This is a genomic window from Algoriella xinjiangensis, assembly GCF_900115015.1.
GTDB classification, from domain to species: domain Bacteria; phylum Bacteroidota; class Bacteroidia; order Flavobacteriales; family Weeksellaceae; genus Empedobacter; species Empedobacter xinjiangensis.
Genome location: NZ_FOUZ01000008.1, coordinates 56027 through 71419, shown reverse-complemented (window position 1 = coordinate 71419; position 15393 = coordinate 56027). Strand labels below are relative to the sequence as shown.

General features: G+C 29.3%; 16 protein-coding genes and 3 tRNA genes. 11 read left to right on the top strand and 8 right to left on the bottom strand.

The window, feature by feature from the left end; translation table 11 throughout:
- Positions 1-38: 38 nt before the first annotated feature.
- Entirely contained in the window at positions 39-1292 is a 1254-nt protein-coding gene (locus BM072_RS08890; protein WP_092908311.1) for an MFS transporter, read from the top strand.
- A gap of 85 nt (positions 1293-1377) precedes the next feature.
- On the opposite strand, the gene BM072_RS08885 is transcribed toward BM072_RS08890, so the two are convergent.
- Both BM072_RS08885 and BM072_RS08880 read right to left on the bottom strand, forming a co-directional pair.
- A complete protein-coding gene (locus BM072_RS08885; RefSeq protein ID WP_092908310.1) occupies positions 1378-1824 on the bottom strand; it encodes a hypothetical protein in 447 nt (148 codons plus the stop codon).
- 76 nt (positions 1825-1900) lie between these two features.
- Entirely contained in the window at positions 1901-3655 is a 1755-nt protein-coding gene (locus tag BM072_RS08880) for an Ig-like domain-containing protein (RefSeq protein ID WP_092908309.1), read from the bottom strand.
- Positions 3656-4136: 481 nt separating this feature from the next.
- On the opposite strand from BM072_RS08880, the gene BM072_RS08875 reads away from it, so the two are divergent.
- Positions 4137-4883 carry a hypothetical protein gene (locus BM072_RS08875; RefSeq protein ID WP_092908308.1) on the top strand — a complete coding sequence of 249 codons (747 nt, stop codon included), beginning with the start codon at positions 4137-4139 and terminating at the stop codon, positions 4881-4883.
- 88 nt (positions 4884-4971) lie between these two features.
- Positions 4972-5784: a hypothetical protein gene (locus tag BM072_RS08870; protein ID WP_092908307.1), complete on the top strand. Its 813-nt coding sequence runs from the start codon at positions 4972-4974 to the stop codon at positions 5782-5784.
- Between the two features lie 49 nt (positions 5785-5833).
- Here the strand turns inward: BM072_RS08870 and BM072_RS08865 are convergent, their stop codons facing one another.
- Entirely contained in the window at positions 5834-6670 is an 837-nt protein-coding gene (locus tag BM072_RS08865; protein ID WP_092908306.1) for a glycoside hydrolase family 25 protein, read from the bottom strand.
- A 90-nt stretch (positions 6671-6760) separates the two neighbouring features.
- On the opposite strand from BM072_RS08865, the gene menA reads away from it, so the two are divergent.
- Together menA and BM072_RS08855 are read left to right on the top strand one after the other, a co-directional pair.
- Positions 6761-7687: a 1,4-dihydroxy-2-naphthoate octaprenyltransferase gene (menA, locus tag BM072_RS08860; RefSeq protein ID WP_092908426.1), complete on the top strand. Its 927-nt coding sequence runs from the start codon at positions 6761-6763 to the stop codon at positions 7685-7687.
- A gap of 18 nt (positions 7688-7705) precedes the next feature.
- A complete protein-coding gene (locus tag BM072_RS08855; RefSeq protein ID WP_092908305.1) occupies positions 7706-8386 on the top strand; it encodes a metal-dependent hydrolase in 681 nt (226 codons plus the stop codon).
- A gap of 89 nt (positions 8387-8475) precedes the next feature.
- On the opposite strand, the gene BM072_RS08850 is transcribed toward BM072_RS08855, so the two are convergent.
- Positions 8476-9534 (bottom strand): 3-oxoacyl-ACP synthase III family protein, encoded by a 1059-nt coding sequence (locus BM072_RS08850; RefSeq protein WP_092908304.1) that lies wholly within the window; start codon positions 9532-9534, stop codon positions 8476-8478.
- A 263-nt stretch (positions 9535-9797) separates the two neighbouring features.
- On the opposite strand from BM072_RS08850, the gene BM072_RS08845 reads away from it, so the two are divergent.
- The 6 genes from BM072_RS08845 (at position 9798) to BM072_RS08820 (ending at position 13478) form a co-directional block, all read left to right on the top strand.
- Positions 9798-10394, top strand: coding sequence for a glutathione peroxidase (locus tag BM072_RS08845; RefSeq protein WP_092908425.1), 597 nt, complete (start codon positions 9798-9800; stop codon positions 10392-10394).
- Positions 10395-10397: 3 nt separating this feature from the next.
- Entirely contained in the window at positions 10398-11099 is a 702-nt protein-coding gene (gene bshB1, locus BM072_RS08840) for a bacillithiol biosynthesis deacetylase BshB1 (protein WP_092908303.1), read from the top strand.
- 119 nt (positions 11100-11218) lie between these two features.
- Positions 11219-11294 (top strand) — tRNA-His (locus tag BM072_RS08835).
- A gap of 42 nt (positions 11295-11336) precedes the next feature.
- Positions 11337-11412: transfer RNA gene (locus BM072_RS08830), tRNA-His, on the top strand.
- A 41-nt stretch (positions 11413-11453) separates the two neighbouring features.
- Positions 11454-11529: transfer RNA gene (locus BM072_RS08825), tRNA-His, on the top strand.
- A gap of 305 nt (positions 11530-11834) precedes the next feature.
- On the top strand, positions 11835-13478 hold the full coding sequence (locus BM072_RS08820) for a dipeptidyl-peptidase 3 family protein (protein ID WP_092908302.1): 1644 nt from the start codon (positions 11835-11837) through the stop codon (positions 13476-13478).
- Between the two features lie 59 nt (positions 13479-13537).
- Here BM072_RS08820 and BM072_RS08815 read toward each other — a convergent pair whose 3' ends face one another.
- From BM072_RS08815 to BM072_RS15590, 4 genes are all read right to left on the bottom strand, one after another.
- The gene (locus BM072_RS08815; protein WP_092908301.1) at positions 13538-14035 is read right to left on the bottom strand and encodes a YqiA/YcfP family alpha/beta fold hydrolase; all 498 of its coding nucleotides are present in this window, start codon (positions 14033-14035) and stop codon (positions 13538-13540) included.
- A gap of 191 nt (positions 14036-14226) precedes the next feature.
- Complete coding sequence (locus BM072_RS08810; protein WP_125112856.1) at positions 14227-14604, bottom strand: hypothetical protein; 378 nt, start codon at positions 14602-14604, stop codon at positions 14227-14229.
- A gap of 275 nt (positions 14605-14879) precedes the next feature.
- Positions 14880-15233: a hypothetical protein gene (locus tag BM072_RS08805; protein WP_019973498.1), complete on the bottom strand. Its 354-nt coding sequence runs from the start codon at positions 15231-15233 to the stop codon at positions 14880-14882.
- A complete protein-coding gene (locus BM072_RS15590) occupies positions 15230-15364 on the bottom strand; it encodes a hypothetical protein (protein ID WP_260562008.1) in 135 nt (44 codons plus the stop codon). The genes BM072_RS08805 and BM072_RS15590 overlap by 4 nt, the downstream gene beginning before the upstream one ends.
- Between the last annotated feature and the right edge of the window lie 29 nt (positions 15365-15393).

Sequence of the window (15393 nt, the reverse complement as noted above, 5' to 3'; positions counted from 1 at the left end):
AAATTCAATGTACATTTAGAGCTTTAAAATTAGTTATAATGGAGACAGAAGAAAAAATTCCTTCAGTTTGGAAAAACAAAGAATTTATACCTTTTATATTTTTAAGGTTTTCGTTAATTTTCGCCTTATTTATTCAAAGTACTTCAGTTGCTTACGAAATTTTTAAAGTTACACAAAAAGAAATATTTTTAGGATTAATAGGTTTAGCCGAATTTTTACCGATTCTTTTAACCGCTTTTTACGCAGGCCAATTGGTCGATAAATTGGATAAGCGAATGATTTTGGTACGAAGCATTGGTTGTTTTATGACCGCTTCTTTTGTACTGATGATTGTTAATTTTCCATCCGTTCGGCAAGCAATCGGAATTCCCGCTTATTTGGGCGTTTGTTATTTTGCATTCTTCATTTTAGGCTTAACACGTTCGTTTAGTGGACCAGCTTTATTTGCACTTTTAGCCTTAGTTGTACGCAAAGAAAATTACCCAAAAGCAATTCCACTTTCATCTTCCGCATTTATGATTGGCTCTGTTTTAGGACCATTAGCAGGCGGATTAATTTTAGCAAAATTTGGAATTGAAGTTGCCTTAATTACAGCTTTTGTAATTATGTGTGTTTCGATGGTAATGATTTTAATGATTTCGAAAAAACCAGCCGAAATTTCTGAAGCGGAATCTACAGAATCGCCAATGACGAGAATTAAAGAAGGCTTGAAATTTATTTGGGCAACACCAATTATTTTAGCGGTTTTAAGTTTGGACATGTTTGCTGTTTTCTTTGGTGGAGCAGAATCTTTGTTGCCAGCATTTGTGGAAAAAGTATTAAACCAAGGTTCTGAAGCCTTTGGGTTATTACGTTCTGCGCACGGAATTGGTTCGTTAATCATGATGTTTTTTATCTCGATGATTCCATCAATTTTGAAAGGAAATGTTGGTCCAAAATTATTAATTGCAGTTGCCATGTTTGGTGTCTGTATTATTTCGTTTGGCTTTAGTAGAAACTTATATATTTGTTTCGGTATTTTAATGGTAGGAGGAGCTTTTGATGCAATTTCGATGGTGATTCGTCAAAGTATTTTACAAATAAAAACACCAGAAAAATTGAAAGGTAGAGTGTCTTCTGTTAATTCAATTTTTGTAAGTTCATCTAATGAATTAGGTGCTTTAGAAAGTGGAATTGCCGCAACATTTTTAGGTTTAGTACCAGGAATTATTTTTGGTGGAACAATGACAATTTTAACTGTAATTGTAATTGCTGTTTTGATAAAACCAATTAGAAAAGTTTATTTAAAGTAGATATTGAATAAATTGATATAAATAAAAAATAGTCTAGAATTTTCTAGACTATTTTTTATTTATATTGTTAAAATGTTATGGTTATTTAGCTCCAGAAATTCCATGAAACACCATCAAAAATAGCTACAGTTTGAGATGCTATATCATAACAAATCATACCTGGATATGGAGAAATGATATCTGTAGTCACGTTTTGAACACGAGGTAAAACTATTGCTTTATCCTTAGCTTCAAAAACTACAACTCCTGTAGCTGTAGAAGTTTCATCTCCTATAATTACTCCGTCACCAATATCTTCAGAATTAGTATCGTTAGTAGGATTTCTTCCTCTATCTGTTAATTCTACCCATATTTTATTTTGATACATTTTTATTTTACTATCATTTAAATCTAAAATAAAAGTACCGTTAGTTGGGTTTGTAGGTATGCTTGAATTAGCTGGTAATATGATACCTCTTGTTTGACCATCTTCAAATTGGAGTAATGTAGATTCTGTAGTTATTGGTAAATTTTCATCATCTGCAATGATCATTTGTGCTTGAACTGTATTTATCAAAAAAGTAGATAATACGACAATATATAGATGTATTTTTTTCATTTCTTAATTTTTATTGATTACATGTTTGGTTTAAACAATCCCATTCAGTTCCGTTGAATAATTTCACACATTTATCCACTTCATCATAGGCAATCATACCTGTGACAGGTTTTACAATATCAGTTTCTACATTTGCAATTCTTGTTATCACCATTCCTTTTGTACTTGAATCTAGGACTAATGCTCCGTTTGGAATGTTTGACGGCCAAGATTTATCTATAATTGTATTTGTAGAAATTGCTACATTAGAAAAACCTGTAGGTGTACCAATTGTTGGTGGTTTTGTGCAAGGACATAAAATCTTTTTTAAACCACTTCCATATCCAGATATATTGGTAGCTCCAACTACATTTTGCGAAACGATAACAGTATTCGGTTGTGTAGTATTCCATATAATATTGTTGAATTTTGCTGTTCCAGATAATACAAGGTCATATAGTTGCTTGTCTGTACTGTTTTTGCGACCATACATAAGGATTTGCCCGTTAGGATTAATTGTAACTCTAACAGCCGGAGAAATTGAATCTCCAATAATATTATAGATTTGATCAGCTGGATTTGTACCAACTCCATATTCTGTACCGTCTGAAAATTTAATATTCTGATTAGAACCACTTCCTGATTGAAAATCAATTTCTTGATTTGCTAAATTAACACCATTGATATTTAGTTGAAAAGAGTTGTCAAGTGTATAAATGTCAAAGATAAAACCATAATCTGTAGCAGGCATATTATATGTTTTTGTTTCTCCATCTTTCAAAGAAAATCCTGTACCTTTTATTCCTGTTGTACAAGGCAAAACAAGTACTGAGATAGATTTGGGAGTAGATGTTCCTGGTGATAGTACACCATCTAACATATAATTGTCTTCAATTGTATAAAAGATAGTTGCTTTTCCACCAAAACCAGGAGTAGGAGTGAATGTTACTATTCCGTTTTGATCAGCAATCCAAGTACCTTGTTTGTTAATTACAGTTGATTGAATTCCGTCTGTATCAGGGTCTAAATCGATACTGTTTTTTTGTACGATTTGATTAGAATCATATTCCACTGCTACAGCTACAACATCAAATGAAGCAGTTTGATCTTGGTTTATTGTTTGAGAAAACTTTTGACCAACAGGAATTGTATTAATCGCATTTAAAGAAACAGAGATATTAACAGATTCAAAATTGCTAGCATTCGTATTATATCCAGGATAAAAAGTTAGATCCATAGAGGTAGATTTAGCTTCAAATACCAATCTATTTACACCCCATTTTTTATCTATGTCTTTGTTTATTTTAGTAACCTTAACTCTGTTATAGCCACTTACTTGAAAGTCAAATTGATCAATGTATCTGGGACTATACGAAGAATTTAAAGCAGTTAAGGTGTAGATTACTATTTCATACTCTCTACCAATTGTCAATCCTGTCATTGTTGTTTTTATAGCTTCTTCATTTTTTTGGTCTGCTATATCTCTAATTGTAATCCAGTCTGTATGACCATTAGGAGGTAAACTTAAAGGTGTGTTAATCCAGCTTGTTCCACCACCAGCTGTAGTAGTAGAAGCTGTAGTTGTTCTATTTGACATATCTGGAGTCCCCGTAACAATTTTCCAATTAAGAGGAGTACATATACCACAAGGTTTTGTAGTTTTTACGCCACTAGCATTATATGCTTCTCCATTTGAAGCAGAAATAGAAGGTGTTTGCGAAAAAGCAAAACTAGATAAGATTAGAAAAATTGCTGTAATCTTACCTTTTTTAAAATTTAGTTGCATTATGTTAATTTTTAATCCGCCAAATAATTTTGGAGATGATTAATCTTGTTTAAATAATAATTCGCACATATTATTTTTTAATATGTGATAAGTAAGCTTAATAATGATTTTTTTAAAGGAAGTTGTTTTGAATTTTAACTAATTAAGTAGGTTTTTTTATAAAAGGAATCATATTTTTTTGTAATACAACAAAAAAAGGAAGAGAAATATTCCGATTAATTTTTAGGCAAGCTTTTATTTTTTTTTGATCTAAAAACATAGTTAATATTAATTAAATAATAAACTAAGAAGATAGTAAGATTAAGGAATTCAGAAAGTTGAAATCAAGTGGTAGAGTCATTCTTAACTTTGAAACAAAAATATAAAAATATATTTAAAAATACAATGTATTTTAGCCTTTTATCGTCTATGGTTTTTTATTTTCAATAAACTATATGTAATTATATTTAAATATTTATTAATTGCTTTAAGTATTGTTTTTGTGTCTTCTTGTAATGAAGACCTTGATGAAGAATATTTAGTAGAAACAAATGATGAGTTGTTTCCGAAAGATTATTTTTCCCTTAAATATTTCGATCAAAATTCTTCTGAAGAAGATAGTGTTTTAATTATTTTTGATAATCAAAAAAGACCAATTAGTAAAACTGTAAAAACGATAACTTATAAGTATACAGATTTAGTGAAATATATAGGTGATTCGATTTATGAAATATCTCGTAATAACGAAATTATAGAGAAAGGAACTTATCTAAAAAAATCTCATTACAAAGATATTTTGATTTATAAAAATGAATCTACAAAAGGAAATACTTTTACTAAATATGATTATATCGAATTAGAAAAAGATTTAGTTTTAAAAACAAAATCTATCTATTCTGTAAGTAATAAAGATTCTTTAATAGAAAAGCATCAATATAATTGGGAAAGAAATGGAAAATATCCTCATTTAACCAACTTAAAAAATATTGAAATTTTGTATGCTAAAGATGGCGCAATTGATACAATAAGTAAAAGTAAAACTGTTTTAGAATTTTCTAATTACGATACTTATAGTAATCCATTTATTAGACTAGGTATTTTTGATGATATAAATTACAGAAACTTATCCTTTAATAATTATAGAACTTTAACTATAAAGGTATATGATGAAATGGGAGAATTAAGTTTTCCAATTCCTTTTTATACAATTTTTAAGTACAAAAATGGTAAAGTTGATTTAACAAAATAATATAAAATCTCAGTTTAATCGCTGAGATTTTTTTATTACAATAATCTTAATTATAAATTGTTATATTTGAATACTAACTAAAAAAATCATGAAAAAATTACTTTTATTACTCCCCCTAACATTTTTTTTGTCATGTCAAGAAGACGAGACAATAATTCAGCTTGAAGAAAATAATAATTTTAATCCTTATCCTAAAGGTTATTTTTTAACAGAAGAAGATAAATTAATAGATACCGTTAGATTTGAGTACGAAAATAATCTTGTTACAAAAAGAATTGGAGAATTTGTAGATACATCAACTTCAACTGATTTTATTTACTTTTTCTCAAAACAAATAGAAAGTAATGTGAATTATATTGGAAATCAAGCAGTTATTAAAAGAATTTCAAAAATAGAAGGTGTAAGTTTACCAGAAGATATTCAAATCTATAATTTAAATGGAAAACAAATAAATGATGCTATTTTTACGTATCAAACTAAGCCTAATTTTTCCGAAAAATATGTTTATAACTATAAAAATAATCAGATAAAATCAATTGATTTATTAATTTCGGATTCAGTCAAAAAAAATGATTTAACAAGTAGTGAAGAATTTTATTTTAATTCAAAAGGAAATTTAGATAGTGTGGTTTATCGTGATGCAGTTTACTTAAATGGATTACCAACGATTGATTATAATTCAAAAGCTAGAAAAGTTACAAGATTTATTAATTATGATGAATCTCAAAATTTATTTCAGAATTTAGGTATTTTTAAAGATCAATATTTTAGATCTTTATCAAAAAATAATTTTAGAGGTTTCATTATTAAAGATTATGATAAAAATGGAAATTCATTAAATTATTCTGATGCAAGTTGGACATATGAATATATTAATGGAGAAGTAAAAGTCTTAAAATAAATTTATTTAACATATAAAATCTCAGTTTAATCGCTGAGATTTTTTTATGTTATAATGTCAAAGCTTCTAAATCATCAACTGTTCCGTTATAAATATTAACGTCTACTTTATTACTTTTTACGCCATCTATGGTTGCTTTTTCGGTAAATTGCCAAAAATCCCAATGACCTTTCATTCTTTCTACCCAAAAATTATAATTGGCAATCCAAATAATATAACCTTCGAAATGCGCTTGTAAAAAATCTTCATAATATTTGTCCGATGTATAAATAATAGGCTTTATATCGTAATGTTCTTCTACAATTTTGCACCAATTTTTTAAACCTTCAATCATTTTATCAACAGATTGTGTTCTTGGCATTGTTTCGATATCCAAAACAGGAGGTAAGTCACCATCTTCAATCTTCACTTTTCGAATAAAATTTTGAGCTTGTAAAGTCGAATTTTCATCTGGTCGATAAAAATGATAAGCGCCACGCAAAATATTATTTTCTTTTGCGCCTTTCCAATTTTCTTCAAACGTTTCATCAAGCGCAGAACCGCCCATTGTTGATCGTATAAAAGCAAATTTTATTGGATATAATTGGTAAATCGTATGCATTTTGGTCCAATCAATTTCGCCTTGATAATGTGAAACATCTACACCAAAAGTTTTTAGGTAATAATTATCCATCACCTCAATATTCCGAATATCGTATTTTGTTACTTTATCATCCGTAATTTTTTCTCCTTTTAAAGTTTTCTCGATGATAGAAAAATAATAATTAATTCCGTGTCGATAGCGATAAGTAAAATAAAGCATAATCAAAACTAGAAAACCAATTACATAAGTAGAAAGTTTTATTTTCGTGTAAAAAGGCGGTGTATTACTTTTTTTTCTAGGCATTTATCGTAGATGAAGTGGATAAAAATTTATGCAATATTACTTTATTTTTTGATGATTGTAAAAAAGAAATCTTCATTATCTTTGTTCATTATGAAAAAATGGATTTTGGCCGCTAGGCTTCGTACATTACCACTTTCATTAAGTGGATTATTATTAGCAGGTTTTATAGCTAAATTTGAAGGAATTTTCCGTAATGATATATTTTTCTTATCACTTTTAACAACATTAGCTTTTCAGGTTTTGTCTAATTTCGCAAACGATTATGGCGATGCCGTAAAAGGAACAGATGCAAATCGCATTGGCGAACAACGCGCTGTAGCTTCGGGTTTGATAACTAAAAAACAAATGAAAATTGCAATTGCAATAATGATTGTTGTTTCACTTATTTGTATTTCAGCCTTATTATATGTGTCTTTTGTACCAGATTATCTTAACTATTTATACATATTTTTAGGTTTAGGAATTGCATCTATTTTAGCTGCAATGGCCTATACAATGGGAAAAAAACCATACGGTTATATTGGTTTGGGTGATGTTTTTGTGTTTTTATTTTTCGGAATTTTAGCCGTTGCAGGAGGAGAGTTTTTATATTCTAAAGTATTTAGATGGGAAATTTTATTACCAGCAGCTTCTATGGGATTATGGAGTGTTGCAGTATTAAATTTGAACAATATGCGCGATGTAGAAAACGATATAAAAAATAATAAAATAACAGTTGCTTCAAAATTAGGATTTGACAACAGTAGATATTATCAAATGGCGCTAATGACGTTGCCTTTTATATTAAGTGCTTCTTATGTTACAATGTTGCCATCAAAAGCAGGTAAATTATCTGGCTTTGTATTCTTGATATTAATCTTTTTTGCAAATGCAATTCGTCGTAAAATTTTTGCAGTTAAAAATCCAAAAGATTATGATCCATTCCTAAAACAAGTTGCGATGTTAGCATTGTTTTTCGCTGTATTATTGGGATATAGCTTAGTTGGATTTGAATTTATAGATACTTTAATTCGTTAATCACAAAATTACACTAATATGAAAGTTCAATATTTAGGACATGCCTCTTTAGCTATCGAAGCAAATGGTAAACACATTGTTGTAGATCCATTTATTACACCAAATGAATTAGCTAAAAATATCGATTTCGAAAATCTGAAAGCCGATTATATTGTGATTACGCACGCACATCAAGATCATGTTTATGATGTGGAAGCTTTGGCAAAAAAAACAAATGCATTGATTATTTCTAACGCAGAAATTGCAGGTTATTATGCAGAAAGAGGATTGAAAACGCATGGAATGAATACGGGCGGGAAATTTAGTTTTGACTTCGGATCAATTCAATCAACAATTGCATTTCATTCAAGTTCATTTGCAGACGGTACTTATGGCGGAGATCCAAACGGATATATTATCGAAGCCGACGGAAAACGTATTTACATTGCTGGAGATACAGCTTTAACTTACGAAATGAAATTAATTCCTGATACAATTGGCGACTTAGATTTAGCAATTTTACCAATTGGCGATAATTTTACAATGGGAGCAAAAAGTGCGGCAATAGCAGCAGAATATGTGCAAACAACCAAAGTTTTAGGTTATCATTATGATACATTTCCTCCAATTAAAATTGATAAAGCAGAAGCAAAAGCAATTTTCTTTGCACGTCATATTCAATTGATTTTATTAGAAATTGGAGAAGATTTAATCGTTTAAAAAAAAATCAATTCATATCATACAAAAAAGGTCTAAACAATGTTTAGACCTTTTTTTATTCAGTTTATTTTTAATTTAAACGTGTTCTATTAAAATTTATAAACAATTGCGTTAATATTCATTCCTGCTCCAACAGAAGCAAATAACACAATATCACCTTCGTTTATTTCGTGTAACGATAATTCATCTTTCATAATCATTGTTAACATAGTCGGAATTGTGGCAACGCTACTATTTCCTAATTTTTCAATAACCATTGGCATAATATGTTCTGGCATTGGCGCATCGTACAATTGGTAAAAACGTTTTACAATTGCTTCATCCATTTTTTCGTTTGCTTGATGAATGATAATTTTATTTAACTGATCAATTGAATATCCACTATCATCAAAACATTTTTTCATAGCAGTTGGAACATTAGAAAGCGCAAATTCGTAAATTTTACGACCAATCATTTTAATGTATTTCACATCATCACAACTTTCTTGATTATATGATTTTCCGAAAAATAAATAATCTTTTTCATTCAATGTATGCGAAGCTGATAAATGCGATTTTATACCTGCATCACCTTCATTTATCTCTAAAATAGCGGCTCCTGCACCATCTGCATAAATCATACTATCTCTGTCATGCATATCCACAACGCGCGACAATGTTTCGGCACCAATTACCAAACAACGTTTTGCAATACCCGATTTTATAAAAGCATTGGCTTGTATAACGCCTTCTATCCAGCCTGGGCAACCAAATAAAACATCATAAGCAACACAATAATTATTTTCTATTTTTAATAAATGTTTTACGCGCGCTGCTAAACTAGGAACTGCATCAGATTGAATTGTTCCTGCACGTACATCACCAAAATTATGCGCAAATATGATATAATCTAAGGTTTCAGGATCAATACCCGAATTTTTTATCGCTTCTTGCGCAGCAATAAATCCTAAATCAGAAGTTACCTGATCTTTATTTGCATAACGTCTTTCTTCAATTCCGGTAATTTCTTTCAATTTACCTGCAATTGTAGCATTATCTTGCTTTAATGCGATACCTTTTTCGTCTAGAAAATGATGATTCTCAAAAAATAAATTTGTGATTGTCTCAGAAGGAATGTAGTTCCCTACACCAATAATTTTACTTGTCATTTATTCAGATTATACTTCAACCAAATTCTTCTTAGGTAAAGAATTTTTCAAAGCGTGAGTAAATATAGGATTTATACCTAAATAAATATTATTTAAAAAGAATTTTAAGTCTAAAATTGATATAAATCAAAAATTTTATGATAATTTTTCCCAAATTCAAAAAGAATGAAGCTGATAATAAGCGATAACTATGATGAATTTTAGATTATCTTTAACCATTAAATATTGTCAAATTGTTTAAATTTGTTAAAAATAAAGAAGAAATGAAATACTTATTAATAGGTTTTATGGGACTTTTTATGGCTTGTAATGCACAAGAAATTAAAAAGGTTAAAACTAAGAAGCAAACCATTCATCAAACCAATAAAACACCTCAAAAAATGAAAACGATTTACGATTATACATTCAAAGATATCAACGATGATGATTTTAATTTCGCTGATTTAAAAGGTAAAAAAGTTTTAATTCTTAATACCGCTTCAAAATGTGGTTACACGCCTCAATATGATGCTTTAGAAAAAGTTTACCAAGAATATAAAGACCAAGGTTTGGTTGTTATTGGTTTTCCTTCGGATAATTTTGGTGGACAAGAATTTGATAACAACGAAGAAATTGCACAATTTTGTAAATTAAATTACGGTGTTACTTTTCCTTTGATGGCGAAAAGCGATGTAATTGGTAAAGACCAAAATGAGATTTTTAAATTCTTAACAAAAAAATCATTAAATGGTAAAGCTGATAATGAAGTGAAATGGAATTTTACAAAGTTTTTAATTAACGAAGATGGAACTTTAGAAGCTTCTTATCCATCTAAAACAATACCAGATTCAAAAGAAATTATTGATTGGTTAAATAAATAAAAAATGAAATTAGATATACTTGCAATTGGTGCACATCCTGATGATGTAGAATTAGGATGTGGCGGAACGCTTGCAAAAGAAATTAAAAACGGCAAAATAGTTGGAATTCTTGACTTAACAAAAGGAGAATTAGGAACGCGAGGAACAGATGAAACACGTCGTGTAGAAGCCGAAGCTGCAAAAAATATTTTAGGTGTAGCGGTTCGCGAAAACTTAGGAATTGCCGATGGTTTCTTTTTAAATGATAAAGAAAATCAACTAAAAATAATCGAAGTAATTCGTAAATATCAACCCGATGTTATTTTAAGTAATGCGCCACATGATCGCCATCCCGATCACGGAAAAGGTTCTGATTTAGTCAATACCTCTATTTTTTTATCGGGCTTACCAAAAATAGAAAATGGTTTGGCTGCTTGGCGTCCAAAAAAACATTTTCATTACATACAATGGTTACCGTTAGAGCCTAATTTTGTAGTAGATATTTCTGGATTTATAGATACAAAAGTTGATGCATGTTTGGCATATAAAACACAGTTTTTTGATCCAAATTCTGATGAACCACAAACGCCTATTTCATCTAAAAACTTTACAGATTCTATTCGCTACAGAGCGTATGATTTGGGAAGATTGATTGGAACAGAAGCTGGCGAAGGATTTATTTCTCGAAGTTATATCGGTGTAAATAATTTAGATTCTTTACTTTAGAAAAAACACTGAAAAAATCAGTGTTTTTTTCGTCCAAATTGTTTGCAAATACCAATTTCAACACTATATTTGCATTCCAATTGAGATAATTAATATTTATTTAATACACTCAATAAAATGGTGATTGTAGCTCAGTTGGTTAGAGCGCCGGATTGTGGTTCCGGAGGTCGTGGGTTCGAAACCCATCATTCACCCTAAAAACGTTAGAATTCGTTTCAAAAGAAATTCACACCAAATGGTGATTGTAGCTCAGTTGGTTAGAGCGCCGGATTGTGGTTCCGGAGGTCGTGGGTTCGAAACCCATCATTCACCCAAAAACGTTAGAATTCGTTTCAAAAGAAATTCATACCAAATGGTGATTGTAGCTCAGTTGGTTAGAGCGCCGGATTGTGGTTCCGGAGGTCGTGGGTTCGAAACCCATCATTCACCCTTATAAATCTCAATTTCTTCGGAAGTTGAGATTTTTTTATTTGTTATTCTATTGAAGTTTAATTTTTTATATTTTAACTCTACAAATACTCAAAACTTCCAAATCAAACAAATTTGAATTATTTTCAGTAAATTATCTTTTTGATAATCTTAAAAAATTTCAATTTTCTTATGGTTATTTCTTTATCGATGGAGATTATTATGAAAACTTAGGAATTCCAATTGAATGAAAGAATCATTTTTACTTGACTTCATCAAAAAATGAAGATTTAATTCTTAAATTTACGTTTATAAAAATTCATTGAAATGAAAAAATCAATTGTATTGAGCGCTGTCGCTTTAACAGGAATTCTATCATCTTGTTCTACTCAAAAAGCAACAACAAATACAGCTCAAACAGAAACAAATATGACAAAAGAATACGCTTATCAATATTATGCAAAAGTACCGTTAACTACGGATATTTCTCACCTTACAAATAACGAAAAAGATGTTTTACGTTTGATGTTTAAGGCTGCTGATATTATGGACGATTTGTTTTGGCAACAAGCCTATGGTCCAAAAATCGATTTGATGGATGTAACAAAAGGCGAAGCAAAAGAGTATGCAAAAATTAATTATGGTCCGTGGGACAGATTAAATAACGAAGCACCTTTTTTATCAAATGTAAGTGCAAAACCAGCGGGTGCAACTTTTTATCCGACTGATATGATAAAAGAGGAATTTAACATCGCCAATCTAAAAGATGGTAAATCGCCTTACACCATTGTTCGTCGTAATCGTCAAGGAAATTTATATACGATTCCGTATCATGAGAATTTCAAAAATCAATTGCAAAATGCTTCAGGTTATTTGGTAAAAGCGTCTGAATTAGCGGAAGATGCTGGTCTTAAAAAATATTTACAATTGCGTGCAGCAGCTTTATTAAGTGATGATTTTTATGCAAGCGATTTGGCTTGGATGGACATGAAAAATGCAAACATTGACATGGTTGTTGGTCCGATAGAAAATTACGAAGATCAATTGTTTGGATACAAAACATCTTACTCGGCTTATATTTTAGTAAAAGATGTAGAATGGTCAAATAAATTGGCGAAATTTGTTCAATATTTACCCGAATTACAACGAAATCTGCCTGTTACAGCTAATTATAAAAAAGAAGTTCCTGGAACAGATTCTGACCTGAATGCATACGATGTTGTGTATTATGCGGGAGATTGTAATGCGGCAGGAAAAACAATTGCAATTAATTTACCAAATGATGAGCGTGTACAATTAGAAAAAGGAACGCGTCGTTTGCAATTAAAAAATGCAATGAAAGCTAAGTTTGATAAAATTTTGGTTCCGATTGCAGATGTATTAATTGATGAAAGCCAACAAAAAAACATCAAATTTGATGCATTCTTTTCTAATGTAATGTTTCACGAAGTTGCGCACGGTTTGGGTATAAAAAATACTGTAAATGGTAAAGGAACGGTTCGTGATGCATTGAAAGAAGCAAATTCTGCGTTAGAAGAAGGAAAAGCCGATATTCTTGGTTTATATATGGTGAATCAATTATTGAAAAAAGGTGAATTAACTGGAAATCAACAAGATTATTTTGTAACATTTTTGGCAGGAATTTTACGTTCGGTTCGTTTTGGAGCGAGTTCTGCTCACGGACAAGCGAACATGATTGCGTTTAATTATTTTGCAGAAAAAGGCGCATTTGAGAAAACTGCAAATGGTCGCTACAAAGTAAATGCGGTAAAAATGGAGCAAGCAATGAATGGTTTATCTGAATTGATTTTAACGCTTCAAGGAAATGGAGATTATGATGGTGTTAAAAAATTATATGCAGAAAAAGGTGTTATTCATCCTGATTTACAAAATGATTTAGAATTACTAAAAACGAAAAATATTCCGGTAGATGTTGTTTTTGAACAAGGTCCGCAAATGTTGGGATTATAATTTTCTGATTTATATAAAAACAAAAAAGTCTTCCGAATTTGGAAGACTTTTTTATGTAATTATTTATTTTCTATAAAGGTTGTAAAACCTTTTTCAAATTCTTCTAAAGTTACTAAATGTGTCATTTCTTCATCAAAAAACTGCGTGATATTCGCATTTTTTTGTTTTAGATTTTCTACAAATTCTATCTGAAATTTTGGCTCCACTACATCATCTTTTAAACCTGTAAAAACCATGTTTTGTTTTTGTGGAACTGCGTTTAATAATTCATCCGACAAAAAAGGTTTCAATCGTTCTATGGCTATTACAGCAGGATTGAACATCAAAACAGGAACATTTAAAATTAAGCCTAAATAATAACTTATCATTCCGCCTAAACTTGTTCCAGCAATAAATTCTATAGGTTCTTTTGTAAATTGCGCGACTAAATCTTGTATTAAAGTTGGTGCATTATCGTAATCAATTGTTGGCGAATAACAGTCGCCTAATTCATTTAAATACACTCTTTTTTCGTCTGTCACAAATCCTTGATAACCGTGTAAATATGCAAATTTCATTTGTTTTAAATTTTATAATGTTATACAGAAACAAGTTCTGTATGGTGATGTAAAAATACTAAAAAAACATTTCTAAATTTATAAAATAACAAAAGCCAAACAAACGTTTGCCTTTTGTATTATTGTGAACTATATATTGTATAAAAACAATACATTTGGAACAGTACCCATCATCCATCTGAAATATCACCTTAATTAGGAGGTATATATTCATTTTGATTAATTGTTATATCACTAAAATTAAATAAATTTAATTTTATTTGTTCATCTAATGAAACTTGTTCAAAGAAGGCTTTATTTGTTTGTTTAATAATTATATAACTTGGATGAAAAAATAAAATGGAATCTTTTTTATAAATGAATTTATTTAAAACATTCTTATTAATAACATCTTGTTTAACCACTTGTTTATTATAAAAATCTATTGAGTAAAATATTATTATATTATCATTGTATTGCTCATAAGAGCTTACAGAATCTAAATTAAAATATTGAGCTGTAGATATTTTAAAGTAATTGCATTTAGCTTTTTTTTCATGAGTAATAGTATATAAATTAGAATCTTTCATTAAATTTTGATTAAGAGAATCAATTATAGAATATACTTTTTTTTGAAATGATTTATGTGTGTTATTATCTTTATTTTGATTACAACCACAAAAAAGGATTATTAGAAGTAAATATACATGTCTCATTTTAAAAAAAAATTGAAGTTTTAGACATAAATTTAATCGTTAAAATAGCAAAAGGCAAACGTTGGTTTGTCTTTTATTTTATTGCGAATATTTTATTGCGAATTGCGAATGTTGGGTTTGTTTTCCCAACACATCTGGAACACTACAGCCTACCTCCATTTAATATCATTATAATTTAAAGAGTCTAACAATTCTCCATTTCTATATATTTTCAAAAACAAATCGCCTTTTTGTTTGGATATGGAGTCATTAATTTTAACTTTAGAATCCCATGAATATGGAAGAATTATATTTTTATCATTTGAATACATAGTCAAAGCATTATGATTATTTTCATTGTTTTTTATTAATATTATTTTTCCTTCAAAATATTTATTCGATTGATTATCTAAGAAAATATCTCTAGGATTTTTAGAATTAAGATTGACATATAAAACTATTATAGTTAATATGATAAAAGGTAAAACAATAATGAATGTCAGTAATATATTTATTTTTTTCATTTTATTAACCACGTTTTTCCATTACTAAAAATTGCTCCAATCTTTATTCCTGGTCCAATTGCTCCCCAAAAATTTTGAGTAGTATATACATTTTTATTTTGAGTTGAAACATTACTTTTTATTAAATTCATTAAGAGTTTCTTTGATATTCTCTAAATCT

Coding starts and splice junctions, on each gene's coding strand:
- BM072_RS15590 (WP_260562008.1), bottom strand. CDS start 15,364: ATGAATTTAATAAAAAGTAATGTTTCAACTCAAAATAAAAATGTATAT.
- bshB1 (WP_092908303.1), top strand. CDS start 10,398: ATGAAATTAGATATACTTGCAATTGGTGCACATCCTGATGATGTAGAA.
- BM072_RS08865 (WP_092908306.1), bottom strand. CDS start 6,670: ATGCCTAGAAAAAAAAGTAATACACCGCCTTTTTACACGAAAATAAAA.
- BM072_RS08855 (WP_092908305.1), top strand. CDS start 7,706: ATGAAAGTTCAATATTTAGGACATGCCTCTTTAGCTATCGAAGCAAAT.
- BM072_RS08880 (WP_092908309.1), bottom strand. CDS start 3,655: ATGCAACTAAATTTTAAAAAAGGTAAGATTACAGCAATTTTTCTAATC.
- BM072_RS08845 (WP_092908425.1), top strand. CDS start 9,798: ATGAAATACTTATTAATAGGTTTTATGGGACTTTTTATGGCTTGTAAT.
- BM072_RS08810 (WP_125112856.1), bottom strand. CDS start 14,604: ATGAAAGATTCTAATTTATATACTATTACTCATGAAAAAAAAGCTAAA.
- BM072_RS08850 (WP_092908304.1), bottom strand. CDS start 9,534: ATGACAAGTAAAATTATTGGTGTAGGGAACTACATTCCTTCTGAGACA.
- menA (WP_092908426.1), top strand. CDS start 6,761: ATGAAAAAATGGATTTTGGCCGCTAGGCTTCGTACATTACCACTTTCA.
- BM072_RS08805 (WP_019973498.1), bottom strand. CDS start 15,233: ATGAAAAAAATAAATATATTACTGACATTCATTATTGTTTTACCTTTT.
- BM072_RS08870 (WP_092908307.1), top strand. CDS start 4,972: ATGAAAAAATTACTTTTATTACTCCCCCTAACATTTTTTTTGTCATGT.
- BM072_RS08890 (WP_092908311.1), top strand. CDS start 39: ATGGAGACAGAAGAAAAAATTCCTTCAGTTTGGAAAAACAAAGAATTT.
- BM072_RS08885 (WP_092908310.1), bottom strand. CDS start 1,824: ATGATCATTGCAGATGATGAAAATTTACCAATAACTACAGAATCTACA.
- BM072_RS08815 (WP_092908301.1), bottom strand. CDS start 14,035: ATGAAATTTGCATATTTACACGGTTATCAAGGATTTGTGACAGACGAA.
- BM072_RS08820 (WP_092908302.1), top strand. CDS start 11,835: ATGAAAAAATCAATTGTATTGAGCGCTGTCGCTTTAACAGGAATTCTA.